Genomic DNA, 25,068 nt, shown 5'->3' on the forward strand with positions numbered 1-25,068 from the left:
TATGGCAAATATAGTTATACTTGGTTCGGGCGGATTTGGACTCAGTCTTGCAATAATGGCTGAGCATTGCGGCAGACATAATGTTACGGTATGGTCAAAATTTCAGTCTGAGATAGACGATATCCGTTCACACGGAGAACACGTTCAGAAGCTTCCGGGGGTTCCTGTTTCTGAGAGTATAGCCATGACAAGCGATATCTCTTGCGTTAAGGGCTGCGATATACTGGTTTTCGGTATCCCGTCATCATTTGTACGTGATGTCGCTAAGGAAGCAGCTCCGTATGTTGATGACAATATGGTCATCGTAAACACCGGAAAAGGACTTGAAGAAGGAAGTCTGAAAACTCTCAGCGAGGTCATCTGCGAGGAAATACATACAGATAAAATGGTCGTTCTCTCAGGTCCGTCTCATGCAGAGGAAGTTGCAAGATGTGTGCCTACAACTATTGTTGCAGCGTCTGCAAATCATGAGGCAGCCGAATATGTACAGCGTGAGTTCGGTAATAATTTTATGAGAATATACCTTAACGATGATGTTAAGGGCTGTGAGATAGGCGGTGCGCTGAAAAATATAATTGCTCTTTGTGTGGGTATTTGTGATGGTCTGGGCTATGGTGATAATACAAAGGCTGCACTTATGACTCGTGGTATACATGAGATTGCCCGTCTTGGAAAAGCCTGCGGAGCAGATGTTACTACCTTCAGCGGACTAACCGGTATTGGCGATCTTATTGTTACCTGTACAAGTATGCACAGTCGAAACAGACGCGCAGGTATACTTATCGGTCAGGGCGTTTCTCCTGAGGAAGCAGTTGAGCGTGTTGGTACAGTTGAAGGATATTTCTGCTGTAAGGCTGCATATGAGCTTGCAAGACGTTTGAATGTAGAAATGCCTATAACAGAGCAGCTAAATGAAGTGCTTTTCAACGGCGGAGATGTCAGACTTGCACTTGGTGCTCTTATGAACAGACCACAGATATATGAAGAAATATAAGTTATACTACCAGAGGTGAATTAAAAGTGATAAAAATCTGTGATTACAGAGGTCATATAAGAAACTGGCGCGGACTTTGCGAAGAGCTTGGTATTGATAATACACTTTCCCGTGAAGAACGTGAAAAGGCTATAATCATCAAAGCATATGAAAAATGGGGCAGGGAAATGGCTGATCATTTTTATGGTATGTTTGCATTTGGTCTTTACGATGATGCAGAGGATAAATATTTCTGTTTAAGAGATCAGTTCGGTACAAAGCCGTTTTATTACTATATAACTGCCGATAACAGATTGCTTTTCGGTACGAATATCAGCAGTATTATCGGTAAGGAAGGTTTTGTAAAAGAGCTGAACGTTGATATGCTCCAGATCTATATGACACTTACCTATGTTGCAGGTGAGGATACATTCTTTAAAGGCGTAAAAAAGCTCATGCCTGGTCATTGGCTGGTATTTAAAGACGGGAAGCTGACTATAGAGCGTTACTGGACTCCTACATTCAAGCCTGATAACAGCAAATCACTCGATGATTGGGCAAATGAGATACACGATACGCTGACCAATATCTTCCCTGAGGTCAAGGACGATGACGAAGTTGCAGAGTCATTCCTTTCGGGAGGTGTTGATTCATCATACGTTCTTGCAATGAGTGATGCAAAAAGAGCTGATTCCTGTGGATACGATGAGGAAAGATTTGATGAATCAAGAGTTGCTGCAAAGACAGCGGAACTTCTTAACGTAGAGCACTCTGTTGCTAATATTCAGCCTAAGGATTTCTTTGATATCGTTCCGTTTGTAATGTACAATATGGAGCAGCCTCTCGGTGATGCTTCTGCTATCGTATTTACACTTGGCTGTAAGGCTACGGCAGAACATACAAAGCTTTGCTATTCAGGCGAAGGAGCAGATGAGTTCTTCGGCGGATATAATATGTACCGCAATGCTGAGCGTTATGGAGATAATCTCAAGACTTTCTACGTTGGTAACACCAATATTATGAAGGAAGATGAGAAGCAGCGTATACTCAAACATTATGATCCGAGTATACTTCCTATTGACCTTGTGAAGTATATCTATGACGAGACCGAAGGTCTTGACCCGCTTACAAAGATGTCTGATGTTGACATACAAATATGGCTTGAAGGTGATATTTACCTTAATGTTGACAAGATGAGTACAGCCTGTGGACTTGAGATACGTATGCCGCTGACTGACAGAAGAATATTTGACATCGCTTCACGTATGCCTTCAAAATATAAGGTCAACGAGGAGCAGAATAAAGTTGCATTCAGAACTGCAGCTGCAAAGGTTCTTCCTGAAGAAATTGCTTTCAGGAAAAAGCTCGGATTTATTGTTCCTGTAAGAATATGGCTTGCTGATGAGCGATACAATGCAGATGTCCGCGAGAAATTCAACAGTGAGATGGCTGCAAAGTTCTTTAATGTTGATGAGATCAACGCAATTTATAAAGACTATGTTGGCGGAAACTCTGATAACTGGCGTAAAGTATGGACTATTTATACTTTCCTTGTTTGGTATGAGGAGTACTTTGTAAAGAGATAAAAACTATCCCCTGTGAAAACAGGGGATTATTTTATCCAATATTATTTACTATGCTGATCGATATGTATTTGTCCACAACAGCTCTGAAATCTGTATCAGGTTCGGCATCTTCGTTATACTCTCCCTCAACCATAAGCCGTATACCGCCATTTTCAAGTTTTTTTAGTTCTATATAGTGGTCGCGGAAAAACATACCATGCGAGACCTTTCTGTCTTTAAGTATTCCTTTACATTCAGTCAGTGGACATCCCGGGAAATTAACATTGAATATTTGTCCGTATCCAAGTTTTTTATCTGCAAGTTCAGAGAGTATTCTTTGTAAATATTCATCTGACACCTCATGCAGTTTGTCTGCTTCTTCCGATAGGGCAATAGAAGTTATACCTTGAAAAGCTCCCTCAAAGGCTGCACCTGCTGTAGCAGAATACTGGATATCCGATGCTACATTATAGCCATTATTCAAGCCCGAAAGTACAAGATCAGGCTTGCATGGCATAATATTAAGACTTCCTACACGGACACAGTCGGCAGGAGTTCCGCTGCATGAAAAAGCTTTGATGTCGTTTATTGGAAAATCATGTGGATATACGTCTATATGATCATGCAGGGAAATACTGTGTGAAGCAGCACTTCTTTGTTCGAGAGGAGCAACTACCCATACTTCGCCGAGTTCTTTAGCTGTTTTTGCAAGTCTTATAATGCCGTCTGCATTTATACCGTCATCGTTTGTTATAAGAATACGCATAGATTATCCTCCAAAATAAAATACGCTATTATTATACTATATAAAAGAAAAAAACACAAGCACTTGCAATCACAGAAAATAATGTTTTTCTTTTGGAGATTTTTACTAAAAATTATTAAAAACAACTTGAATTCAATGCTAAAAAATGGTATAATTAATTTAAAGGGGAATGTTTTTCTCAATAAATAAACTGGACGGAGTGTTTATAATGGGAAATGAAGAATTATTGGAATATTATCGTTTATTTGATGCTTTATTATATACGATGACAGATGTTGAAAGCTTTGATATCGAAGAAATAAAAAATGCATTAGCTGATTTATGTAAATTTTTCAAGATATCAAAAGGAATAACCGAATTTTACCAAAATATAAGCAATGAAAAGGCTAACAAAGGTGATGTCTTTGTTGGCTATGATAACGGTGAGGATTGTGTAGAGATAATCAGCAGACGTATTGTGACTAAATCTATGGCTGTTGTTAAATGCAGTGCTTACAGAAGTGAAAAGATACCTCCGCTTTCAGCTGATGATGTTCAGAGAGTGGATCTGGTTATGCGTACGGTTTTAAGCTTTATAAGCCGTAATAGACTTCAGAACGTAGTCGAGAAGTTTACTTTTTATGATGAGTACGGTTACAGAAATGTTCGATCGTTTATAAGATATATCGAAAATCTCGATGAAAAGGGAATTCTCAGCGGTCATACAGCAATTTATTATAATCTGAGGCATTTCACTCTTATAAATCGTGAGATCGGCCGAAATAACGGCGATATCGCTATGCGAAACTTTTTTAATATGATAGAGAATATTGTTGGCGATAATGGAATCGTGTGCCGTGTTGGCGGAGATAATTTTGTATCCGTATTCAAAGATGAGCTCCTTGATGATATTTTAAAGATCGTAAAAGGTGTTCCTGTCGTTTATGATAATAACAATCAGAAGCGTATTATGGTTTCAGCAAGCACAGGTGTTTTTCGTATAACAGATGAATTTGTGTATGAAACTCCCGGAGATATCATGGATAGGATATTATCTTCATCTCAAGCTGCAAAAATAGGCGGCAAAGACAGTATCGTTTTCTTTGATGATAAAATGGAGATCGGCAAGGAAAAACGTATGAAGATACAGCAGCTTTTTCCAATTGCGCTTAAAAATAAGGAATTTAAAGTATTCTATCAGCCAAAGATCGATATACAGACAGGGGAACTGGTCGGTGCAGAAGCATTGTGCAGATGGTTCAAGGATGGAAAGATCATACCGCCTATGGAATTTATCCCTGTACTTGAATACAATACGGATATTTGCCAGTTGGACTTTTATATGCTTGACAATGTTTGTAAAGACATTCGACGCTGGCTTGATGAAGGACGTAAGGTCGTGCGTGTTTCAGTTAACCTTTCAAGAAAGCACATGATGGATGTTGATCTGCTCGATCATATTATCGAGATCGTCGATAGGAATAATGTTCCTCATAATTATATTGAGATAGAGCTTACCGAAACTACGACTGACGTGGAATTCCGCGATCTTAAACGTGTTGTAAGCGGACTCCAGCAGGCAGGAATATGTACTTCAGTCGATGATTTTGGAATGGGTTATTCATCGCTAAATCTTATTCGTGAAGTTCCGTGGAATGTGCTCAAGGTCGACAGAAGCTTTTTGCCGCTTGATGAGGAAAACTCGCAGAGTACAAGAAATGTCATGTTCAAGTATGTTGTAGGCATGGCGAAAGAGCTTGGTCTGGAATGTGTAGCAGAGGGAGTTGAAACAAAGAGGCAAGTTGAAATACTGAAAAATAATCAGTGTGTGTTTGCACAGGGGTATTATTTCGACAGACCGTTGCCCCTTGATGAATTTGAGAACAGACTTATAACGCATCATTACGTAATTGATAGCGGTGCACCCGATTAAGTGAAATATCATAAAACGCCTTCTGAAAAGAAGGCGTATTTCTTTTGAAAAGAATTTGTCATATAAATGTATAAATGAAGCGAATTGTTATTTTTATATGCGTTATTACGTTTTGTATTGACAAAGGTAGTATGATGTGTTATAATTTAAGTTGAGTTACTAAACATAGATCCTAATGCAGTGGGGGTGACATTAATAAAAAAAATACTAAAATACGCTTTGAATATAGGACTTATTCTCGTAATTACTTTTTTTACACTGCACGTTATTTTCAAGGAACAGGAACTTACGGAAATAATCCGTGATATACGTATGGCAAATCCTATGTGGATCGCTGTCGGCGCAGTTGCTGCTTTACTGTTTGTTTCAGGAGAGTCTGTCATAATACACTATATGCTTCGAGTCCTTAATCAAAAGATCAGTTTTTGGAAGTGTCTGAAGTATTCATTTATTGGATTCTTTTTCTGTTATATAACGCCTTCTTCCACAGGTGGTCAACCTGTACAGATGTATCATATGAAGAAGGATAAGATCAATATAGGTTATTCCACGCTTATAATGCTGCTCATAACTATTGCTTACAAATCGGTGCTTATTCTTATGGGAATTGGTTTCCTTGCATTCAATTACGATGTTGTTGCAAAATATGCTTTGGATATGAAGTGGCTGATAGTATTGGGATTTGTATTGAATCTTTCTTTTATTGCCGCATTGATCCTTATATTCATGAAACCGATATGGGCAAGAGCTCTTGGTATAAAAGTAGTTGGACTTCTTACAAAGATAAGGATACTCAAACGTAAAAATAAAGAAAAATATACAGAAAAGCTTATAGGAATATGTGATACATATGCTATGGGCTCAGACTATATAAAGAAAAACCTTTCGGTCGTTCTTAAAGTTTTCGTTCTTACGTTTATACAAAGGCTTTTACTATTTACAGTTACATGGATAGTTTATCGTGCTTATGGTCTGAGTACTACAAGTTATATTGATATCATAACGCTACAGATAATGATAGCAGTTGCTGTAGAAATGCTTCCTCTGCCGGGAGCTGCTGGTATATCAGAAGGCTGTTTCCTGCTTGCATTTACAGAAATATTCGGGATAGGTCTTGTAAAGCCTGCAATGCTTATCAGCCGCGGACTTACTTTCTATCTTGTGCTGTTTGTTGGCGCATTTGTTACATTGGCAGATCGTATCATAAGATTAAAAAAAGAAAAAATCAAAAAGGAATAAAAGTTCAGCTCCGCTTTTTAGCGGAGTTTTTTATTTATGGATTTTTGTCAAATATACTTGCAATTTGTAATTTAATGCTGTATAATAAAAAAGAGGTGATAATATGAGTATTATTGCTAAGTTATTGCAAAGTATTTTTTCATCTGATCTTTATATAGGTATTGCTGCTGTAGTTACAGCTATTGTATGTTATAAAGTAAAACAATGCAGAAAGTCCGTTGATAACGAAATATATGATTGGGAAGCAACAAGTGACGATCCGTATAATGTTGATAAAATTGATAAGATTTTCGATAACTACAGAAAGATCAATTTTTATTATACCTTTTTTATAACACTGATATCTATTTTCCCTTTGCTGGGTATGCTTGGAACGGTTTTTGCTCTGCTTGGACTTGATATGACAAATGCAGAGGCTATCAGCAATGCGAAAAGCAGTTTCTTTGATGCTCTTACATCTACAACATGGGGAATAATATTCGCTATTACCTTTAAAATAATCAATTCGATTTTTTTCTCAGATGTTGAAGATCTTATACAGCGTCATCTGGCTCTTATAAAGAAACTCAGGAAGAGTGGTATTGACCAGTCTCAGAAACGTCGAGGATACGATTATAATGAAGATACGTGAAATAATTCTTGATTTTACATCGCTTCTTGATGTTACTATGATAATTCTATTTTTCTTTGTTCTATACAGTTCGATTGACGTTGAAAATGTATCAGAAAAAGCAAAAGCAGCAGAAGCTTCATATACAGAGATGCAGGCAGAGAATGAAAGGGAACAGCAGGAATGGCGTGAGAAAGCTTCACAGGAATGGGAGCGAATTCTGACTGCTGATTCAAATGCAGCTGCAAATCAGGAGGCTTTGAGTGCATACAATGACGGAAGTGGTCTTGCTTTTAATCTTCATGAAGTTGAAAGCGGTAATGTATGGTCATTAAGTGTTTTATCAGGAAATAAAAAGCTTAATGAGATCAGTTCAGACGATCAATATAAGTTGAAAGACAAGCTTAAAGAGTCAATAAAAAAAGCAGGCTTTGAAAGAGATGATGTTATAATCGCTACTTTTACATATGACGGCAGTTCTTATGGTACTGCTAAAGCTGTCCCAATTATTGAAGATGCTTTTATAAGCTTACAGCGTGATTATAAAGGTTTATATTTTACATCTATTAATATATCAAAGTGAGGTAAATAGAAATGAAGAAATTTTTAGGTTTTTTATTATTAGTTGCAATAATAGCTTTGGCTATATGGGCGTTTTTACATTTTAAAGGCTTTGGCGGATTTGGCAAGGAGTCAGAAAAAGGTAAGAATAACGATACTTCTGTAAGTGAGACAACTTTACCTGAGACAACTACAGTAGAGGATAAGCAGTTAGAAAGTGCAGAGATAACAGTATCGGGAAATGATTATCTTTATAACAATGAGAAGTTATCACTTGAAAAGCTTGTAGCTGAAATAAGCAAGCTTGATAAGAGTGCAGAGATAACTATCACCTCTGATGATACAGCTGCTAAAAACACTGTCGATGAGCTTACAGACAAGCTTGAAGAGCTTGGCTATAATAACTTTAAAAAGGCAGATAAGTAAAAAACAAGGCTGATACAAATTGTATCAGCCTTTCTTTTATGTTGTTTCTTTACGGATAACCGTACCTGTAGGGAAGACAATATCAGACTTGAATGAGAATTTCATCATAGCATGATTAGCAGTTTCGATTTCCTCATCATTTTCGTCATAGAGCTTATCAAGCTTCATTTCTATAGGTTTCTGTGAAGGAGCAAGCAATTCAACTGTATCACCTGCAAAGAAGCGATTTCGCTGTGTACAGTAAACTGTTCCGTTTTCGCATTTTTCAACAACAGCAACAACATCATAATTTCTGATGTAACCGCTGTTTTCATAGTACTGTGATTCTTCGGGAGTTCCGAAGAAAAAACCGTTACAATATTTTCTGTGGCTTACCTTATATACTTCGTCTCTTATCCATTCAGGAAGGGTGAAGTTATCAGGATCTTTGTAATAATGATCCACAGCCATTCTGTAAGCGTTAGTTACAACAGCTACATAATATGCGGATTTTGCACGGCCTTCTATTTTCAGACTCTTAACACCTACCTGAGCAAGCTTGTCTATATGCTCAATCATACACATATCCTTTGAATTGAGGATATATGTACCTTTTTCATCTTCGTAAACAGGGAAGAACTCACCGGGGCGTTTTTCTTCCATAAGGTGATAGCCCCAGCGGCAAGGCTGAGCACATTCACCTCGGTTAGCGTCTCTGTTTACAAGATACTGTGAGAGCAGGCATCTGCCTGAAAAAGAAACACACATTGCACCATGTACAAATGTTTCAATATCGAGATCAGAAGATGTTTTTGCACGTATCTCAGCTATTTCATCAAGTGAAAGCTCTCGTGCAAGAACAACTCTCTTTGCGCCCATATTATAAAGTTCGCGTGCAGTAACATAGTTGACGATACCCGTCTGAGTGGAGATATGTATCTCCATATCAGGCGCATACTTTTTTATAAGCATAAGTAAACCTATATCGGCTACAATAAGCGCATCAACTTTAGCATCTACGGCTTCTTTTACAAATCTTTCAAAGAAAGGTATTTCAGAATTCCTCGGGAGCGTATTACAGGTAAGATAGACCTTGACTCCTTTAGAATGAGCAGCCGCTACAGCTTTACATAGCTGCTCAAAATCAAAGTTGAGCGGTGATGCACGCATACCGAACTGTTTTCTTCCGAGGTATACTGCATCTGCACCGTAGTTCAGAGCAGCTGTAAACCTTTCTTCATCACCGGCAGGGGCAAGAACTTCAAGTTCGTTCATCAGTATTCCTCCGATTCAGCTGCAGCAGCGGCTGCGGCAGCCTCTTCTGCCTCACGGCGTTCTTTTTCAGCTTCCTGATCAGCCTGTACTATAGCCTTGTTCTGCTCATGCTCATCATTAGTCTTAGCAAATTTTGTTTCGCCTGTGTAGATATTAGCAATGAAATAGTAATCATCTGAAGGCATCTTTTCAAGAACTGCATCTATAGCTTCTAAACCTGGGTTACATATAGCTCCGGGAGGGAGTCCCTTGCTTACATATGTGTCATATGCATTGATTATATCCTTGTTGATTACTTCCATGTGCGAACGTATTATTTCAGAGTAATTCTTTGTCGGGTCAGACTGAAGCATTCCTACTGTTTCTGCGTCAGTGTGTTCAAGTCTGTTCCAGAATACACTTGCAACATGATTCATTTCCTCGCGGTTATTAACTTCCTTTTGAACTATAGATGCAAAAGTGATGAGCTGATCCAGTGAAAGGTTGAGCTTAGCCATTCTTTCCAATCTGTCTTCGGTCATTTTCTGATTGAAGTTGAAATATATCTTCTGGCATACTTCTTCCGGATCCATATCTTTAGTAAAAGTATAAGTATCGGGGAAGAGATATCCTTCCATACGTGTTTCAGTAAACTTCAGAGTATTTGTATCTTTTGAAAGATACTTTTCAAAATCAAATCCATAATCTGATGCATTGAAATTGAAGAGGAAATCGTCAGCCTTGCAGACACCTTCGTCATCGAGCAGTTCAGCTGCTTCATAAAGGTTTATACCCTCATAGAAAGTTATTGATACTGCTTCCTTCTGTGACTCTTCCTCAACGCTCGTAAGCTTGTTTATGATCGTTTCATATGCCATGCTCGGACTTACAAAATGCTCGCCTGCAAGATATACGTCAGCTGACTTTCTGAATTTTGTAAAGAGCTGGAAGCATTTAGGGGAATTAATGATTCCTTCATCATAAAGAAGCTCGGATATCTCCTTTGTAGTGGCATTTTCTGGTACAACTATAAGCTTGGTATTATCGCTCTTGCCAATGCCAAACATATCTCTGCCAAAGGCAATGATAACAAGTGAAAGGCATATGGAAACAGCAAAAATAAATACCGTAAGAATAAGAACGCCCGGTAAACGGCTTCTTTTCTTCTTCTTTTTCTTATGGTGAGCGTTGTTTCGCTTTACGGCAGCATTATTTCTCTGAGGAATGTAATCCTGCTGTACAGGTGGAGGAACAGGACGATCATTCTTTGGAAGTTCAGCTTCCTGTCTTCTGACATTGGCAGAATCTCTTACTGCCATTTCAGGCTCTTTTGCATGAGACACAACTTTTTTTACAGGAATTTCAGCTTTTGTCTCAGCGACCTCTTCTTTTATTTCTTCTTCTTTTTTTAATGCCTCTGCTTCGCTTGATTTTTTAGCTTGATCCAGCTGATTGAGGATATCATTGATAACATCATTATTGTTATCAGCCATTGCAGAGCACCGTCCTTTCTTCAGTTACAATAAGATTTACGACAAGATCATGCTGCATGAGAGGAAGCTGCTTAACAATGAGTTCTTCATAAGCGAGAGCAATTGTGAAAATATCGGGATTTTCAGAGATGAACTCGTCATAGTATCCTCCGCCGTATCCGAGTCTGCCGCCTTCTTCTGTAAAAGCGAGCCCAGGGATTATGCAGACAGTTTTATCGGTTATAACAGGCTTTGGGAGAGCACTGTCAGGTTCGGGAATACGGTACATACCTTCATGAAGATCGGCAACTGATTCAATAAGATGAAAAGTCATTGAACGCTCAGAGCCGCATTTAGGAAGTGCCACATTTTTTCCCATTTCTATAAGCTTATCTATGAGCAGATATGTATCTACTTCCGAACCAAAAGAGGCGTAAAGCAGTACATTATCGGCTTCTTCTATTTTTTCTTCTTCAAGCAGTCTTTCGGTGATATCAAGATCTTTCGAGACTTTATCACGTATTTCCGCTCGAAGATGGGAATATTCTTTTCTAAGTTCTTTTTTATTATCCATATCAGTCACATAAAATAGCATTTCGCTGTCTTTGGCTTTCAGCCTTTGAATGACATTTTTCAACAAGTTTTAAACCAAAATCAACGGCAACACCTGCGCCTCTTGCGGTAATAAAGATACCGTCTTCAGCAACTCCGTCGTTTCCGATGTTTGCGCCGTCGAGCTGAGTTTCAAATCCCTCATAGCATACTGCGGTCTTGCCTTTGAGAAGTCCTTTGTGTCCGAGTATTGAAGGAGCAGCACATATAGCACCGATGTATTTATTGTTTGAAACACAGTAATCAATGGCAGCCTGAACATATTCAGACTTTTCGAGATTAAGTGTACCCGGCATACCTCCGGGGAGAACGATCATTTCAAGTTCATCTGTAAGAGGAGCTTCCTGAGCAATTGTATCGGTAACAACAGGGATACCGTGTGAACCTGTGATTATATTATCGCCTACACCTACAGTTATGACATTTTTGCCTGCACGTCTGAGCAGGTCGATAGGTGCAATAGCTTCTGTCTCTTCAAATCCGTTTGCAAGAAAGACGTAGATCATTTTCTTTATCCTTTCATTTAAAAGTTACAATACATTTTTTCAGAAGAAAAGCAGGGTGATATGACTGCTTTGCTTTGCGCAGTCCTTCTATCCCAAGATCTTCCTCACGATTGATATATTTATATTGAGCGGCAGCTTCTTTAGCGAAGCAATTGTTTATGCCTGTATAGATGCCGTCATATTTTGTATCTGCTTTTTCAATATGAACACAGAATGTTTCATTATTAAGCTGATCTCCGATAGTGAAAGCAGCTACTTCACCACCGATACGTATAACTCCACCTTTAAGTCCAAGTTCATGGAAGTAGGTGAAATATGTGTTTATAGCGTATTGTTCGGCTATATATGAATGATCGTGTTCTTCATTTCTGTTATTGTACTCAATAGTACTGAAAGTGATGCAGTCGTTAAAGTCATTTTCTGTCATCATTTTGAACTCAGCATCAAGCTTGCTGAAATGTGCAAGATGATTGCGCTTTCCATGATATTTTCTGCCCGAAAGAGTTATCAGATCCTGAGTATTATATATGTAATCCCAGTCGCCGTCATCGGTCGATACCGAGAAACTGTCAGGAAAAACTTCATTTAGCATTTGAAGCGTTTTTTCTGTAATTCCTGCAACTCTTAAAGGCTTCCCGAGCTTTTCGGAATAAGCCTTCATTTCCGAAATAACTTCACAGTAATCACCTTCGCCTGACGGAAAAAAGAAACGGGGGATACCGTCTTTTGATCTGAACGAACAGCATATATAAAAATCCTTATAAAAAGATATTTGCGAATCGCCAAGTCTTTTCCACGCCATATTATTGGCAAAGCTGTATTCGCAGCCCATAAACTGTGATTTGCTCAGTGCAGCGGTGATACGTTCCCTGTCGGTTATGGCAATATCTCTGAATTCAAGCATTATATCACCTGATATTAGTTCTTTTTCAAAGAAGAGAAGTACTCTTTGACTTCGTTTATTCTTCCGCAGGTCATTTTGCCCTCAGGACATTTTCCACTTGAAACGCATGAAGGACCTGCATGAGAAAAGATATGAGGTGCTACTTCAAGGCATTGTCTTAGCATTTCATTAGCTACGGCTCTTATCTCCCACTGTGCTCGGTTGCAGCAACGGTGGTGGAAAAAATTAAAAAGAGATCGTACATTCATTGTAACGACAATTTTTGTCTCACAGGCATTGGGGAGTATGAAACGAGCATCCTCATTTGCAAGCTTTGATGCCTTTGAACGAGCTGTTTTTTCATCAAGCCTCTGTGCGATCAATTCCTTTGTATGCTTTTCGGTAAGGAGTTCGGCGATCTTTGCGTAGCTGTCAGTTATTTCAGCAATAACTCTGTCGTACTCCGATTTTGCCTCGGGAAGTTCCTCGATAGCAGGAGGTGTTATAAACTCAAATCCATTCTCGTTTACGTATCTCTGACTCTTCTGTGAATACGAAGCAATACGATGTCTGACAAGCTGATGAGTACAAGCTCTTGATACACCTTCAATTCCAAAAGTAAACGAAACGTGTTCCATGACGCTTTCGTGTCCTATGGACGCAAGCATATCAATGAAACTTTCGGTTTTTTCATCTGTGAGTCCGTCTCTGAGTGACTCAATATCGCTGCTTGAGTAACAGAGCTTTGCTGCTGTTGCAACAAGTCTTTCGGGATCAGGAGTATGTGACAGGAGTTTTACCTTCAAAACAGGACACCTTCCTTATTTAAAATAAAGCATATACAATTATTGTATCATTTATTTGTCATTAAGTCAAGGAAATAACATAAAAATATTTAAGATAATTTATTTAATAAGGTGGTTTGGTGATAAATAGAAAAAATTTTTCATTTTACTATGGACAAAATAAAAAAAATGTAGTATAATAAAACAGTATCTGGAATCTACAATTATATCGGAGGAATTTACAGATGAATAAGTTTAATAAGTTTGCTGCAGCTGCTGCGGCATTCGCACTTGCTGCTGCTTCTGCAAGCTGTAGCGCACCTGAGGCAATTACATTCGGAAAGAGCTCTCAGACAGCTCTTACTGTTGATGGATATGAAGTACCCGCAGGCGTATTTATTTATAATGAGATATATGCTTATAATACTGCACAGTATGAGCTGTACTCACAGAATGGTCAGATGCCTTCCTTAGAGGATGTCAAGAAGGCAACTATCCAGTCGAAAGATGCAGTGGATTGGATACAGGATCAGGCAACTGAGGCTTGCAGAGATTTTGTTGCAAGCGAAAAGGAATTTGAAAAGATAGGCGGCGAGCTTACTGCTGATGAACTGCAACAGGTCAAGGAATACCTTGCTCAAAGCAGTTCTAATTCTACTCTTTCCGCAAACGGCGTTGGTGAAGAATCTCTCAGAAAGATAGTTGAGAATTCATTCAAGACAGAGGCAATTTTCAAGCATTATTATGGAATTGATGCTGAAAAAGGATGTTCGGAAAGCGAATTGAAGGAATATTATCAGGACAAGACTACGAGAGTAAAGTATTTCACTATAAGCCTTGTTGATGAAAATGGTGAGCAGTACGGTGCTGATGAGAAGCGTACACTTAACAAAATGGCTGATGAGTACGTTAAGGATATCAATTCTCAGAGTTCGAATGATAAGAAACTCAAGAAGATAGATGAGTGTGAGGAAGAATACAACAAGTATGTTGAAGAGCGTGCAGCAAAGGCTGCTGAAGAAGCTGCTAAGGAAGCAGGGGAGACAGTAACCACAACAACTACAACTACAACGACAACTACTACCGATGCAAGCACAACTACTACGACAACTGATCCTCATGCAAATGAAGTACTTGTAACAAAGTATACAACTACAGTTGCTGAAGAGAATAATGATGACACAGCTACAACTACTACATTGTCGGCTGAACAGGAAGCTGCTAAGAAATCACAGCAGGATTACAATGATTATCTGTTCAACAAGCTGGATAATTATAAGGCTGAAAAGTATCAGTATGATGATGATACGATCTATATAGTTATCAAGGCTGATATCAAGGAAAGAATGACAGAGGATGATCTTTGGAGCAAGGATCAGATAGATTCTCTCCTTAGTGAGCGTTATTATAAGGATTTCCAGGATATGATGAAGGGGATTTCCGAGAGTTTATCTGTTAGTAAGAATACTACTGCATATAGCAGATATTCACCGTTCAAGCTTGATCTTGAAACAGAATAAAAAAATAAGGCTGCCGTAAAGGCAGCCTTTTTATATGCTGTTTTTTCTTATCTGTAATCTGACATCTTCGCCCTTGAATTCGAGACATGAATACATAGAAACGATACGTGAAACTACTCGTTTGTCGTATCTTCGTGCGATACCTGCAAGGTCCAGGTTAGTGCTTATTATCGAGGGTTTACCGCAGTTAAGACGTGTATTGATGATGTTATAGATAGTTGCATTGTAAAACTGTGATTCATATTCTGTGCCCATATCATCGAGAATAAGCAGATCGGTATTCATTACAAGATCTATCATTTCAGATGAATGTTCATAGCTGAAATGTTCTTTTTCGATGTTCCTTAGAATGTTTATAGCAGAGTCATATATGACACTGTAGCCCTTTTCCAGAACTTTATTGGCTATAGCAAGTGAAAGATGTGTTTTGCCAAGACCTGTCTGACCAAACATGAGTATACTTTTTGAGTTGGGAGAAAAAGTTGAGGCATACTGCATGGTATATTCCAATATTTTCTTCATAGCCAGATAGTTTTCGCCGGAATAGTAAGAAAGTGAAAATCCTTCAAAGCTTGAAAGTTTTAGCTGTGAACTTTTATTAAGCTCGTCAGCTGCGATCTTTCCACAAAGACTACGTAAGCATTCACAGAATTTATTGCCGTTATATCCTGTATCACAACACTTGGGGCAGGTATAGTGCATATCAAGATAATCTTCGGGATAACCGTGTTCAGCGAGAATTTTTCGTGACATTGCCTGCGCACCGAGATTATACTGTTTTAACTGTTCAATCTTATCTGTAACATCTTTGCCTTTGTTGTTAGATATAATAGAAATAAGCTCTTTTCCTGTATTGAAAAGTACTTCATTTATCTCGCGTATCTGAGGTATTTTGCTGTTTACTTCACTTATTCGCTGCTCGTTTTCGCTGACAGCTTTCATACGTCTGTTTGTTAATATAGACTGAGCTTTATCAAAAATAGAGCTGTCCATTTTCTACCTCCTCAGTATAAGAACTGATTTATAATTGATTCATATCCTTCCATATCTGTGTCTTTGATGTCTTTTTTGGAAGGATTTCCTTTTTTATTCTTTTTGAAATCACTTTCGGCATTTTTTACGTCTTGTACTGTCATAAAACCGCTGTCACGCCATGAAAGAAGTATTTTGTTTATATAATCGAAGCTTAATTTGTTTATCTGTTCGATAGTTTTTTCGTATGCATAGTGTATGAGTTCAAGCTGGAAACCTGCGCTTTTCCACTGTTCTATGAACTCAGCCTGCTTTGCAGTAGGTCGTCTGTTCATTTCAAATTTTTTCATAATGCTGAGTATGTAGTCTTTTGTGGCGTTACGTTTTTGAATTTCGTCTTGTGCAGCTTCCATAGTGTTGATATCATTTTCAGCCCATGCGGAAGCGATTTTTTCAACATAAGCTGTGTTTGTTTTTTCAATTGAAGCACAGTAGGTAAGAAGGATAATGATAACTTCCTTTTTTAAACCGAGATGATCATACATCCAGATTATCGAATTCATTTGACTGTTTTTCAGTGTGCCTATAATTGACTCAGCAACTTTGAAAAGATCTCTTATATCCTGAGAGTCCTGCATTATCGCTGCGATCTCGCCTCCGCTGAGATTAATCTTATGGTCAGGGAGTTTAACAGCTGTGGACTGTTGCTGTGAAGCAGACTGAGATGTTGTGTTCAGCGGCTCTGGCTGCTGAGGCTGTACCATAATCGGATTGGATACTGTTTGAGAAATAGTTCCTTGAGGAGTTATAACATTAGCTTGCTGCCAGAAAAGTACAGCATCTTCTGCGGCTTGAACAGTAACACCTGTATTCGCTGATATATCCTCACTCGTACAGATTTTACCTGAACATCTCAAAAGATACAGAAGAACTTTGATCTGATCACCTGTAGCGAGTTTGAGAAAATTGTCGGCAACAATAACGGGAACGCCGAACATAGCTCCCCATATGCCGCAGTTAACTTTATATTCCAACGAATACACCTCCAAAAACACTGTAAAAAACATTATAACATATTTTTGGAGAGTTGTCACTGTACAAATTATACAATCAAACGATAAGCAAATAGTGCACTTTTATTATGATCAAGTTTTATCAAGCAAGATTTTTTTCGATATATTCTATAAGAGGCTTTCTTACTATCAATTCGCGGTTGTTAATAAACCATTCATATGATTCTCTGAGAGAATCGCTTAATGGAGTAAGATCAGGAAGTATGCTGCTCATTCGGTCAACATTTAAAATATACTCATATTTGTAAAAGGGGAAATAGCTTCTCTGCGCTATTTCAGCTCCTACATTCTTAAATATCGGCGTTTTGCCAACGATCGAATAACAAAGTGATACCCATTCTTTAATACTTACAGGAACAGGATATCCTGTATTGAAAATGTGTTCTTTTACATCTGTAACAAGAATTTTTTCGATTAGTCTGCACATATCACCTATATGTGAGAATTGAAGCTTCATACTGCCGTCTTCAGGAAGATAGAACGGTCTGTCTTGTTCTGCACATTCAAAAACAAAAGCTTCGCGGTAAAGATTATTCATAGGTCCGCAAAGATAAGGCGGTCTGATAATATATACGTCAGGGCATTTCTGCAATAAGGCGTTTTCGGCTGCGATTTTATCTGTACCGTATTTACCCCATATTGAGTTTGGTCCGACCTCCATTGTTTCATAGAAAGGCTGCGGTAATGTTTCGGGATATACTGCACTTGAACTTATAAGAATGTATTTATCAAAGCTTTCCAAACCGTTTAGGAGCAATTCGACATCTTCTGAATTATAGGCTGTTACATCTATAACTGCATCGAAATGATATAGTTTCAGAATGTTACCAAGATTTTTTCTGTCGCCGATTATAGGAATAACATTTTGGGACTGTGGTTTGCTGCCACGGTTTAACACATATACAGTGTTGCCACGTTTAGAAAAATATTCAGCAGTATATCTGCTGGCGAAAACTGTTCCGCCTGTTACAAGAATATTCATGTACTTCCTCCTAAAATAAGTTACTTAAATTATATCATAGATTTTGTGTAAGTACAATATATTATCGTGTTACTTTACAGCGTATTACTTTCAAACATTTTCTTTAATTTGCTGATAGATTTCTTTTCGAGTCTTGAAACGTATGACCTTGATATACCGAGTTTATCGGCAGTTTCGTTTTGCGTATGGGGCGATGTTCCGTATAGCCCGTATCTATACACAATTATATCGAATTCACGTGGGTCAAGACATTTTTTCAGAAAGCTGTATAGTTGCCGAGAGCGTATCATGATATCCACTTGTTCGTGTATATCAGTTCCGTCATCTATCAGATCCATTAGAGTTAGTGAATTTCCGTCTTTATCTGTTTCAATAGGCTCGTTTATATAAATATCTCCTGCGGACTTTTTGGCGGCACGGTATTGCATGAGAATTTCATTTTCGATGCATCTACTTGCGTAAGTTGAGAATTTCGCACCTTTTGTATAGTTAAAAGTTGATACTGCTTTTATTAATCCCACAGTTCCTACGGAAATAAGCTCATCCTGTTCGTCGGAGGTAGAAGCGTATTTCTTTACAATATGTGCCACAAGCCTAAGGTTATGTTCAATTAACTTTGAACGTGCAGATGTATCCCCGTTTGACATTTTATAGAAATACTCTTTTTCTTCTTTTGGGGATAAAGGCTTAGGAAATACAGAAGTATTGTCAATGTGAAGTGCGAAGAATAATAAGCTCCTTAAAAGTTCGGTCAGCATATGAATTACCTCCAATGTGATATAGAGAATAATATGCGTAAAAGCTTGGGAAATATAGTGGGGACAAAAAAATAAAATAAAAAACAATATAAGTATATTGACGTTCTGCGATAAATATTATATAATAATAGTGTATGGATTAAGAAAGATTTACTATCGCTTACTGAAACAGGCGGTCAAAATACGGAAGAAGTGATTATTTGAAAAACTATGTTTCAGCATCTGTACTGAGTGCAGATATGCTCGATTTTAGGAATGAAATAAGAAAACTTGAGAAAAGTGATATTGATATGCTGCATTTTGATGTAATGGACGGCATATTTGTCAATAATATTACATTCGGACTTCCTGTTCTGCAACAGGTAAGAAGTGCGACAGATATGACACTTGATGTTCACCTTATGATCGCAGATCCTTTAAAATATGTAAAAAGATTTGCTGAATTTGGCGCGGATATTATATCATTTCACATTGAGAGTGAAAGTGATACACTTGAAACAATAAAAGTAATCAAAGAATGTGGTATAAAGGCGGCGATCGCTATTAAGCCTGCTACCCCGGCGGAAGATGTTTATGAATATCTCCCGTATCTTGATATGGTTCTTGTTATGACTGTTGAGCCAGGATTTGGCGGTCAGAGTTTTATGCCTGAAACAGTTGATAAGATAAGAAAAATAAGAGAAAGAGTAAGCTCACTTGGAATTGAGGCAGATATTGAGGTCGACGGCGGTATAAATGATAAAACTGCATCTATTGTCTTGAATGCAGGGGCAAATGTTCTTGTTTCGGGAAGTTATCTTTTTAAATCAGATGATATGAAGGCAGCAGCAGCTGTTCTCAGGGAAGGCAAGTCATGCTGAAAAAAGCAAGAAAAGAACGCCTTATCTGGCTTGATATCATGATAACTCTTCTCACGCTGGAACTTATGTCTTATTTCTATTATGGAATACGTTCTGTAGTGCTTGCAGGAGTTTGTGTTATTACAGCTTTCATTGCTGAAATTGTTTCCCTCAGAATGATGAAGCGACGATTTACAGCAGATGATCTTACTTGTACATCTGATGCTATGATACTTGCACTGATGTTTCCTGCTGTCATGGATTACAAAATAGCAGTAATAGCAGTTCTTTTTGCCGTTATTGCTGCAAAGAATGTTTTTGGCGGACGATTGAATATGATCTTTTCGCCTGCGGCTACAGCATATATTTTTGTACTTACTTCATGGGGACATCAGCTTTTGCAGTACACAGAACCTCATGTAAAGACAGGTATATTTGAGACACCAACAGGTCTTGTTAATTCTGCATCTCATACGTTTAATATGACTGGAAATGTTGACCATACTGATTTTGAACTGCTGCTTGGTAATTTCAGCGGACCATGCGGTTCTGTAAGCATACTTCTCCTTGTGGTAGCTGCTGTAGTTCTTATTTTCAGAAGAAGTATTTCAGCTGGAGCGTTTATCGGAACAATATTCGGCACAGGATTTTTTGCTTGTGTTACTCCTATGATAAGCTCAAGGGCTGATTCTTTCAAATATTCTCTTGTTATGAATATGGTTCTTTTTTCGGCTATATATATAGTGTCAGATATCAGGATCGCGCCCAAAAGAAACTATTATGCTTTTTTTTACGGACTTTTCATAGGTGTCATATCTTATGTACTTGTGCTTACAATGGCAAAAGAAAATGCTATAGTCATTGTTTCCGTCCTCTTTACTCCTATAGCTCTTGGCTTTAAAAATCTTGAAAAACGGATCGAAAAGGCTGCTTCTGAACATACATCTGAGGAAGATAATGAAGATTCTGAGAATGTAACAGCAGGAAAGGAGATGACTGTAAGTGAATAGTCGCAAGAAAAATCTCTTCGGCGGTATTCTTCATGATAATATCGTCCTTTCGGGACTTATGGTCATTTCTCCCGTTATAATATGCGGTGATACGCTGAAAAATGCTCTTGCTCTCATATATGCTTTTTCAGCCATAACATTTTTATCGGTTCTTATTTCTTCTTTTGTTCCGAAAAAATTGCCTTATACTGCAAAAATAATCATTTATGCACTTATCTCTGCGGCAGTTTATATACCTGTAAAACTTGCTGCTGAGGAGTTCTATCCTGATTCTATAGAAAGAATTGGCATATATTATCCGCTTCTTGCAGTAAATTCACTTATTGTTTTTCAGACTGAAGCGAAGTTCTTTAAAATGAAAAAGCTTGATATGATGATCTCGCTAATATTCTGCATTATTGGATTTGATGCGGTTATGCTGTTAACGGGCTTTTTACGTGAGCTTTTTGCATATGGTACTATAAATAGCAAGATCGTTGATGTGAATACACTTATAAGCGGACTATCACAGCCTTTCGGAGGATTTATATTCCTCGGACTGATGTGTGGTGTATACAGATTTATACGTTCACTTGTATCAAAAGATCACAGACAGATAAGGAGTGAAGCAAGTGTTTCTGATAAATGATCTTATTACGCTGCTTGCTGCTAACCTTATATTGTCTCAGGCTTTGGGAACAAGTACAATTTTTATTGCAGCAGGAAGCAAAAAAAATCTTGTCGGTACAGCCTGTGTGATAACGCTGTTCACGACTATCGGTTCAGCTGCGGCTTATTTGATAGATGCTGAACTTCCGGCATCGTTTTCTGATCTGAGATTATTATTTTATACATTGATAATCGGTATACTCTATATACTTCTCCTTACAGCAGTTTATTATGTGGGAAGAAGTTACTTTGAGGATTTCCGAAAATATATTCATGTATCTGCCTTTAACTGTGCAGTTATGGGAACGCTTTTTACAATAAGCAAAAGAGCGTCAATGGACAGTTCTTTATTTGAACTCGGGGGATATGTTTCTGCCGGATTTGAAGCAGGAATAGGTTTTATTATTGCAGCACTCATTCTTACAGCAGCTTACAGAAAACTGAATTCTGCAAAAGTTCCTGCTTCTTTCAGAGGATTCCCTGCAATGCTTATATATCTTGGAATTATATCAATGGCAGTATATTCACTTAAATAATTGCAATATACTGATATAGGAGAGTAAATTAATGAAGTTCAAAAATAAAGGTAGGAAGATCTATAAGACCAAAGAAAAGAATTACTATGGTAAAAGTCCTGTTGGGAAAGCTTTTTCTGTAGGTCTGACAGTTCTGCTTATCGGCGGAATAGGTTTTATCGGATACAGTGTAGCTGAGCCTCTGATAAACTATTCAAAGAAAAAAGGTGATAATACTTCACCGACATCAACTATCTCAGAGAATGAAACAGCAACCGATGAAAATGGTCAGCCTATTACAGAAGAGCCTACTTTAACTGTTGCCCCTGTACAAAGTGCAGAACAATATCGTGCATATACGCTTGATCCGCTGGATATTTCAGACATTCAAGCAGTAAAAGCTGCTTTGAAGCGCGTTCCTGTTGATCAGGATATAAAATATGTAGAAGTTCCTCTGAAAGTTAGCGGAGGAGATATCTATTACGCAACAAATAATTATTATGCAAATTCGTCGGGCATAGTCCGTTCATCGTGTAAGCTCAGTGATATAGTTTCGACAATATCCTCAGCAGGTTATAAGCCGGTTGCAACTGTAAGTACATTTTATGATAATGTTGTGCCTAATTATTTCCGTGATATGAGCTATCTTACTGTTGAGGATGGTTCACAGTGGATAGATAATAGCGTAGAAGCAGGCGGAAAGCCATGGATGAATCCCTTTTCACAGGGAGCTGTAAACTATAATAATGATATCGTTGAAGAGGTCGCTGAAGCAGGTTTTGATAAAGTTGTATGCTATGATTTTATCTTTCCTGATTTCAGACCAAGCGATGTGGAATACCTTGGCGATAAGGTCGTAAGTGCTGACAGATATATGGCTCTTACGTCGGCAGCCAATACGATGTATGAAACAATAATGAGCAAGGGCTCTTCTATGATACTTGAGGTAAACGCCTCGGATCTTCTTAAAGGAAAAACAGATATACTTCAGCCAATGCTGCTTAAAGTAAACTCTGTAATACTGAATATTGACCTTGATACTATCAGCTATGGTGTGTATACAGATGAAACGGTATACGAGTTTACAGGCACAACGGCAGATAATGTAAGGAAAATGCTTGATCTTGTAAGTGAGGATGTTGAAGATTTCAATGTTGCTGTAAGAGTTTCAGGTGAAACTCTAAGTACTCAGGATCTTCTTGACGCAAAGGATGAAATAGTCGAATACGGGTTCGATTCATATGTACTCGGCTAAAAAATAACTCCCGATCACAGATCGGAGAATGGAGTTTGTTATGGCAGATAATTTTAAAGTCTCTCTTCAGAAGTTGATCGAAGAATTCAAGCTTGAATCGATCTTTATTCATAAAGACGCAAATGAGATCATGATCGATGAAAATGATGTTAATCGTCCCGGCTTGCAGCTTATGGGATTTTATGAGTATTTTAATCCCGAGCGTATCCAGATAATAGGCAAAATGGAGTTTGCCTATCTTTCAACTATTGACGAAAAGACCAGACGTGAGCGTTTACAGCTTCTTTTTGCTCAGCGTATCCCTGCTCTTATAATTACAAGAGAACTTCCGTATTTTGCGGAAATGCTTGAGCTTGCAAAGGAGTATGAAGTACCGCTTCTCAGAAGCAAGGAAAGCACTTCTAACTTTATAGCAGGTCTTATTGCATTCCTTAATCTCACACTTGCTCCAAGAATAACAAGACACGGCGTTCTTATAGAGATATACGGTGAAGGTGTATTTATTACAGGTGAAAGCGGTGTAGGTAAGAGCGAAACAGCTATCGAGCTTGTAAAAAGAGGTCACAGACTTGTTGCAGATGACGCTGTTGAGATCAGAAAGGTATCGAATATTAGCCTTGTAGGAAGCTCTCCTGATAATATCAGACACTTCCTTGAACTTCGAGGTATCGGTATCATAAATGCAAGAAGACTCTTCGGTATCGGTGCTGTTAAGATGACAGAAAAGATCGATCTTGTTGTTGAGCTTGAACAGTGGAATTCCGAAAAAGTATATGACAGAATGGGCGTTGATACAGAGTTCGTAAGCCTGCTTGGTGTAAAGATACCCTCACTTACTATCCCTGTAAAACCGGGACGTAACCTTGCTGTTATCCTTGAAGTAGCAGCTATGAATAACAGACAGAAGAAAATGGGCTATAATGCTGCCCGTGAGCTTCTTAACCGTCTTGGAATGGAATCAGATCCTAAGGAAGTTGTTCGTGATTATGACGCATTCTGATAATGAAGAACTACATACTAATATGATCCAGGGGGAAATAATGATAGACATAAATGAATTATCAAAGCTTTGCGAAAGGCTTGGGTGCAGGATTACACCTGAGTGTTCGCTCAGTGATTATATAACATTTCGTTTCGGCGGACCTTGCAGAGCTCTTATCAGTGTAAATTCTGCAAAGTCAGCAGCCGAGCTTATCAGATATATGAAAGCAAACGGTATAAAATATGGTATCCTCGGCAGAGGAAGTAATGTGCTTGTTTCTGATGATGGATATGACGGTGTTATCTTGCTTTTCGGAAGCGATTTTTCGCATATGGAGATAAATGGTAATACAATAAAGTGTGATGCAGGTGTCCTTCTTGCATCAGCTTGTGTTCGTGCTCAGCAGTTAGGGCTTACAGGCATGGAAAATCTTTTCGGTATCCCGGGAACTGTTGGCGGTGCATTGTATATGAATGCAGGAGCTTACGGCAGTGAAATGAAGGATGTTGTTATTTCTGCTGAGTACATTGATGAAAACTGTGAGATTCGTACCATAAGCAAAGATGATATGCAGCTGTCTTACAGACAAAGCTTTTTTTCGGGAACAACAAATGTTATCACATCTGTTACTCTTGAACTGAAATCAGGCAACTTAGATGATATTAAGAAAGCAATGTCTGAATGTATGGCTAAAAGAAGCTCTAAACAGCCTCTTGAATATCCAAGTGCAGGAAGTACTTTCAAGCGTCCCGAAGGAAGTTATGCTTCGCTTCTGATAGATCAGTGCGGACTTAAAGGACTTACCTGCGGTGGTGCTATGGTAAGTGAAAAACACAGTGGTTTTGTTATTAACAAAGGATACGCTACTTGTGCTGATGTACTTGAGCTTTGTGACAAAGTTAAAACGATAGTAAAGGAGAAAACAGGCTATCAGCTTGAGCTTGAGCCTGTTATCCTTCAGTAAACTCTTT

Annotated in this window: 26 protein-coding genes; 15 read left to right on the forward strand and 11 right to left on the reverse strand. The window is 38.3% G+C overall.

Features of this window, described 5'->3' with window-relative positions:
- The first annotated feature begins 1 nt into the window (after nt 1).
- On the forward strand, nt 2–994 hold the full coding sequence (locus QZZ41_RS06240) for an NAD(P)H-dependent glycerol-3-phosphate dehydrogenase (protein WP_074713947.1): 993 nt from the start codon (nt 2–4) through the stop codon (nt 992–994).
- A gap of 26 nt (nt 995–1,020) precedes the next feature.
- On the forward strand, nt 1,021–2,559 hold the full coding sequence (gene asnB, locus QZZ41_RS06245; protein ID WP_295069556.1) for an asparagine synthase (glutamine-hydrolyzing): 1,539 nt from the start codon (nt 1,021–1,023) through the stop codon (nt 2,557–2,559).
- A gap of 31 nt (nt 2,560–2,590) precedes the next feature.
- On the opposite strand, the gene surE is transcribed toward asnB, so the two are convergent.
- The gene (gene surE / locus QZZ41_RS06250) at nt 2,591–3,304 is read right to left on the reverse strand and encodes a 5'/3'-nucleotidase SurE (RefSeq protein ID WP_295069558.1); all 714 of its coding nucleotides are present in this window, start codon (nt 3,302–3,304) and stop codon (nt 2,591–2,593) included.
- A gap of 208 nt (nt 3,305–3,512) precedes the next feature.
- Here surE and QZZ41_RS06255 point away from each other — a divergent pair, with 208 nt between their 5' ends.
- The 5 genes from QZZ41_RS06255 to QZZ41_RS06275 all read left to right on the forward strand — a co-directional run bounded on the left by QZZ41_RS06255 (nt 3,513) and on the right by QZZ41_RS06275 (nt 8,052).
- Nucleotides 3,513–5,216: a bifunctional diguanylate cyclase/phosphodiesterase gene (locus QZZ41_RS06255; RefSeq protein ID WP_295069559.1), complete on the forward strand. Its 1,704-nt coding sequence runs from the start codon at nt 3,513–3,515 to the stop codon at nt 5,214–5,216.
- A gap of 186 nt (nt 5,217–5,402) precedes the next feature.
- On the forward strand, nt 5,403–6,455 hold the full coding sequence (locus tag QZZ41_RS06260) for a lysylphosphatidylglycerol synthase transmembrane domain-containing protein (protein WP_295069561.1): 1,053 nt from the start codon (nt 5,403–5,405) through the stop codon (nt 6,453–6,455).
- A gap of 103 nt (nt 6,456–6,558) precedes the next feature.
- Nucleotides 6,559–7,086 carry a MotA/TolQ/ExbB proton channel family protein gene (locus tag QZZ41_RS06265; RefSeq protein ID WP_295069563.1) on the forward strand — a complete coding sequence of 176 codons (528 nt, stop codon included), beginning with the start codon at nt 6,559–6,561 and terminating at the stop codon, nt 7,084–7,086.
- Nucleotides 7,073–7,648: a hypothetical protein gene (locus QZZ41_RS06270; protein ID WP_295069565.1), complete on the forward strand. Its 576-nt coding sequence runs from the start codon at nt 7,073–7,075 to the stop codon at nt 7,646–7,648. The genes QZZ41_RS06265 and QZZ41_RS06270 overlap by 14 nt, the downstream gene beginning before the upstream one ends.
- Nucleotides 7,649–7,659: 11 nt before the next feature.
- Nucleotides 7,660–8,052, forward strand: a complete 393-nt coding sequence (locus tag QZZ41_RS06275) for a hypothetical protein (RefSeq protein WP_295069567.1) — start codon at nt 7,660–7,662, stop codon at nt 8,050–8,052.
- 36 nt (nt 8,053–8,088) lie between these two features.
- Here QZZ41_RS06275 and QZZ41_RS06280 read toward each other — a convergent pair whose 3' ends face one another.
- From QZZ41_RS06280 to thyX, 6 genes are read right to left on the reverse strand one after another with little or no spacing between them, the layout of a single operon-like run.
- Nucleotides 8,089–9,306 carry a U32 family peptidase gene (locus tag QZZ41_RS06280; RefSeq protein ID WP_295069569.1) on the reverse strand — a complete coding sequence of 406 codons (1,218 nt, stop codon included), beginning with the start codon at nt 9,304–9,306 and terminating at the stop codon, nt 8,089–8,091.
- Nucleotides 9,306–10,778 (reverse strand): endolytic transglycosylase MltG, encoded by a 1,473-nt coding sequence (mltG, locus tag QZZ41_RS06285; protein ID WP_295069571.1) that lies wholly within the window; start codon nt 10,776–10,778, stop codon nt 9,306–9,308. Before mltG ends, QZZ41_RS06280 begins: the two co-directional genes overlap by 1 nt.
- Nucleotides 10,771–11,331 carry a 5-formyltetrahydrofolate cyclo-ligase gene (locus QZZ41_RS06290; RefSeq protein ID WP_242872795.1) on the reverse strand — a complete coding sequence of 187 codons (561 nt, stop codon included), beginning with the start codon at nt 11,329–11,331 and terminating at the stop codon, nt 10,771–10,773. Before QZZ41_RS06290 ends, mltG begins: the two co-directional genes overlap by 8 nt.
- A gap of 1 nt (nt 11,332) precedes the next feature.
- A complete protein-coding gene (locus tag QZZ41_RS06295; protein ID WP_295069573.1) occupies nt 11,333–11,875 on the reverse strand; it encodes a DJ-1 family glyoxalase III in 543 nt (180 codons plus the stop codon).
- 13 nt (nt 11,876–11,888) lie between these two features.
- Nucleotides 11,889–12,779 carry a phosphatidylglycerol lysyltransferase domain-containing protein gene (locus QZZ41_RS06300; protein ID WP_295069575.1) on the reverse strand — a complete coding sequence of 297 codons (891 nt, stop codon included), beginning with the start codon at nt 12,777–12,779 and terminating at the stop codon, nt 11,889–11,891.
- A gap of 14 nt (nt 12,780–12,793) precedes the next feature.
- Entirely contained in the window at nt 12,794–13,564 is a 771-nt protein-coding gene (gene thyX / locus QZZ41_RS06305; RefSeq protein WP_295069577.1) for an FAD-dependent thymidylate synthase, read from the reverse strand.
- 224 nt (nt 13,565–13,788) lie between these two features.
- On the opposite strand from thyX, the gene QZZ41_RS06310 reads away from it, so the two are divergent.
- Entirely contained in the window at nt 13,789–15,063 is a 1,275-nt protein-coding gene (locus QZZ41_RS06310; RefSeq protein ID WP_295069579.1) for a hypothetical protein, read from the forward strand.
- A 30-nt stretch (nt 15,064–15,093) separates the two neighbouring features.
- Here the strand turns inward: QZZ41_RS06310 and QZZ41_RS06315 are convergent, their stop codons facing one another.
- The 4 genes from QZZ41_RS06315 to sigK form a co-directional block, all read right to left on the reverse strand.
- Entirely contained in the window at nt 15,094–16,056 is a 963-nt protein-coding gene (locus tag QZZ41_RS06315; protein WP_295069581.1) for an ATP-binding protein, read from the reverse strand.
- Nucleotides 16,057–16,067: 11 nt separating this feature from the next.
- Entirely contained in the window at nt 16,068–17,069 is a 1,002-nt protein-coding gene (locus tag QZZ41_RS06320) for a DnaD domain protein (RefSeq protein WP_295069583.1), read from the reverse strand.
- Nucleotides 17,070–17,190: 121 nt separating this feature from the next.
- Nucleotides 17,191–18,090 carry an NAD-dependent epimerase/dehydratase family protein gene (locus QZZ41_RS06325; protein ID WP_295069585.1) on the reverse strand — a complete coding sequence of 300 codons (900 nt, stop codon included), beginning with the start codon at nt 18,088–18,090 and terminating at the stop codon, nt 17,191–17,193.
- 74 nt (nt 18,091–18,164) lie between these two features.
- Entirely contained in the window at nt 18,165–18,848 is a 684-nt protein-coding gene (gene sigK, locus QZZ41_RS06330) for an RNA polymerase sporulation sigma factor SigK (protein ID WP_295069587.1), read from the reverse strand.
- A 200-nt stretch (nt 18,849–19,048) separates the two neighbouring features.
- Here sigK and rpe point away from each other — a divergent pair, with 200 nt between their 5' ends.
- Genes rpe through murB form a run of 7 tightly spaced genes read left to right on the forward strand, consistent with a single transcriptional unit; the run spans nt 19,049 to nt 25,061 of the window.
- Nucleotides 19,049–19,708, forward strand: coding sequence for a ribulose-phosphate 3-epimerase (rpe, locus tag QZZ41_RS06335; RefSeq protein WP_295069589.1), 660 nt, complete (start codon nt 19,049–19,051; stop codon nt 19,706–19,708).
- Entirely contained in the window at nt 19,702–20,697 is a 996-nt protein-coding gene (locus QZZ41_RS06340) for an RnfABCDGE type electron transport complex subunit D (RefSeq protein ID WP_295069591.1), read from the forward strand. Before rpe ends, QZZ41_RS06340 begins: the two co-directional genes overlap by 7 nt.
- Complete coding sequence (locus QZZ41_RS06345; protein WP_295069593.1) at nt 20,690–21,325, forward strand: Rnf-Nqr domain containing protein; 636 nt, start codon at nt 20,690–20,692, stop codon at nt 21,323–21,325. The genes QZZ41_RS06340 and QZZ41_RS06345 overlap by 8 nt, the downstream gene beginning before the upstream one ends.
- The gene (locus QZZ41_RS06350) at nt 21,309–21,881 is read left to right on the forward strand and encodes an Rnf-Nqr domain containing protein (protein WP_295069595.1); all 573 of its coding nucleotides are present in this window, start codon (nt 21,309–21,311) and stop codon (nt 21,879–21,881) included. The genes QZZ41_RS06345 and QZZ41_RS06350 overlap by 17 nt, the downstream gene beginning before the upstream one ends.
- Nucleotides 21,882–21,912: 31 nt before the next feature.
- Nucleotides 21,913–23,115, forward strand: a complete 1,203-nt coding sequence (locus QZZ41_RS06355) for a putative glycoside hydrolase (RefSeq protein WP_295069597.1) — start codon at nt 21,913–21,915, stop codon at nt 23,113–23,115.
- A 40-nt stretch (nt 23,116–23,155) separates the two neighbouring features.
- Nucleotides 23,156–24,115: an HPr(Ser) kinase/phosphatase gene (gene hprK / locus QZZ41_RS06360; protein WP_295069599.1), complete on the forward strand. Its 960-nt coding sequence runs from the start codon at nt 23,156–23,158 to the stop codon at nt 24,113–24,115.
- 40 nt (nt 24,116–24,155) lie between these two features.
- Nucleotides 24,156–25,061, forward strand: coding sequence for a UDP-N-acetylmuramate dehydrogenase (murB, locus tag QZZ41_RS06365; protein ID WP_295069601.1), 906 nt, complete (start codon nt 24,156–24,158; stop codon nt 25,059–25,061).
- Nucleotides 25,062–25,068 lie beyond the last annotated feature (7 nt).

This window comes from Ruminococcus sp. (assembly GCF_016283395.1).

What these genes read in the sequence shown, in the direction of transcription:
- QZZ41_RS06240 (WP_074713947.1), top strand. Translation starts at nt 2, where the DNA reads ATGGCAAATATAGTTATACTTGGTTCGGGCGGATTTGGACTCAGTCTT.
- surE (WP_295069558.1), bottom strand. Translation starts at nt 3,304, where the DNA reads ATGCGTATTCTTATAACAAACGATGACGGTATAAATGCAGACGGCATT.
- QZZ41_RS06255 (WP_295069559.1), top strand. Translation starts at nt 3,513, where the DNA reads ATGGGAAATGAAGAATTATTGGAATATTATCGTTTATTTGATGCTTTA.
- QZZ41_RS06265 (WP_295069563.1), top strand. Translation starts at nt 6,559, where the DNA reads ATGAGTATTATTGCTAAGTTATTGCAAAGTATTTTTTCATCTGATCTT.
- QZZ41_RS06270 (WP_295069565.1), top strand. Translation starts at nt 7,073, where the DNA reads ATGAAGATACGTGAAATAATTCTTGATTTTACATCGCTTCTTGATGTT.
- QZZ41_RS06275 (WP_295069567.1), top strand. Translation starts at nt 7,660, where the DNA reads ATGAAGAAATTTTTAGGTTTTTTATTATTAGTTGCAATAATAGCTTTG.
- QZZ41_RS06280 (WP_295069569.1), bottom strand. Translation starts at nt 9,306, where the DNA reads ATGAACGAACTTGAAGTTCTTGCCCCTGCCGGTGATGAAGAAAGGTTT.
- mltG (WP_295069571.1), bottom strand. Translation starts at nt 10,778, where the DNA reads ATGGCTGATAACAATAATGATGTTATCAATGATATCCTCAATCAGCTG.
- QZZ41_RS06290 (WP_242872795.1), bottom strand. Translation starts at nt 11,331, where the DNA reads ATGGATAATAAAAAAGAACTTAGAAAAGAATATTCCCATCTTCGAGCG.
- QZZ41_RS06295 (WP_295069573.1), bottom strand. Translation starts at nt 11,875, where the DNA reads ATGATCTACGTCTTTCTTGCAAACGGATTTGAAGAGACAGAAGCTATT.
- QZZ41_RS06300 (WP_295069575.1), bottom strand. Translation starts at nt 12,779, where the DNA reads ATGCTTGAATTCAGAGATATTGCCATAACCGACAGGGAACGTATCACC.
- QZZ41_RS06310 (WP_295069579.1), top strand. Translation starts at nt 13,789, where the DNA reads ATGAATAAGTTTAATAAGTTTGCTGCAGCTGCTGCGGCATTCGCACTT.
- QZZ41_RS06315 (WP_295069581.1), bottom strand. Translation starts at nt 16,056, where the DNA reads ATGGACAGCTCTATTTTTGATAAAGCTCAGTCTATATTAACAAACAGA.
- QZZ41_RS06325 (WP_295069585.1), bottom strand. Translation starts at nt 18,090, where the DNA reads ATGAATATTCTTGTAACAGGCGGAACAGTTTTCGCCAGCAGATATACT.
- sigK (WP_295069587.1), bottom strand. Translation starts at nt 18,848, where the DNA reads ATGCTGACCGAACTTTTAAGGAGCTTATTATTCTTCGCACTTCACATT.
- QZZ41_RS06340 (WP_295069591.1), top strand. Translation starts at nt 19,702, where the DNA reads ATGCTGAAAAAAGCAAGAAAAGAACGCCTTATCTGGCTTGATATCATG.
- QZZ41_RS06355 (WP_295069597.1), top strand. Translation starts at nt 21,913, where the DNA reads ATGAAGTTCAAAAATAAAGGTAGGAAGATCTATAAGACCAAAGAAAAG.
- hprK (WP_295069599.1), top strand. Translation starts at nt 23,156, where the DNA reads ATGGCAGATAATTTTAAAGTCTCTCTTCAGAAGTTGATCGAAGAATTC.
- murB (WP_295069601.1), top strand. Translation starts at nt 24,156, where the DNA reads ATGATAGACATAAATGAATTATCAAAGCTTTGCGAAAGGCTTGGGTGC.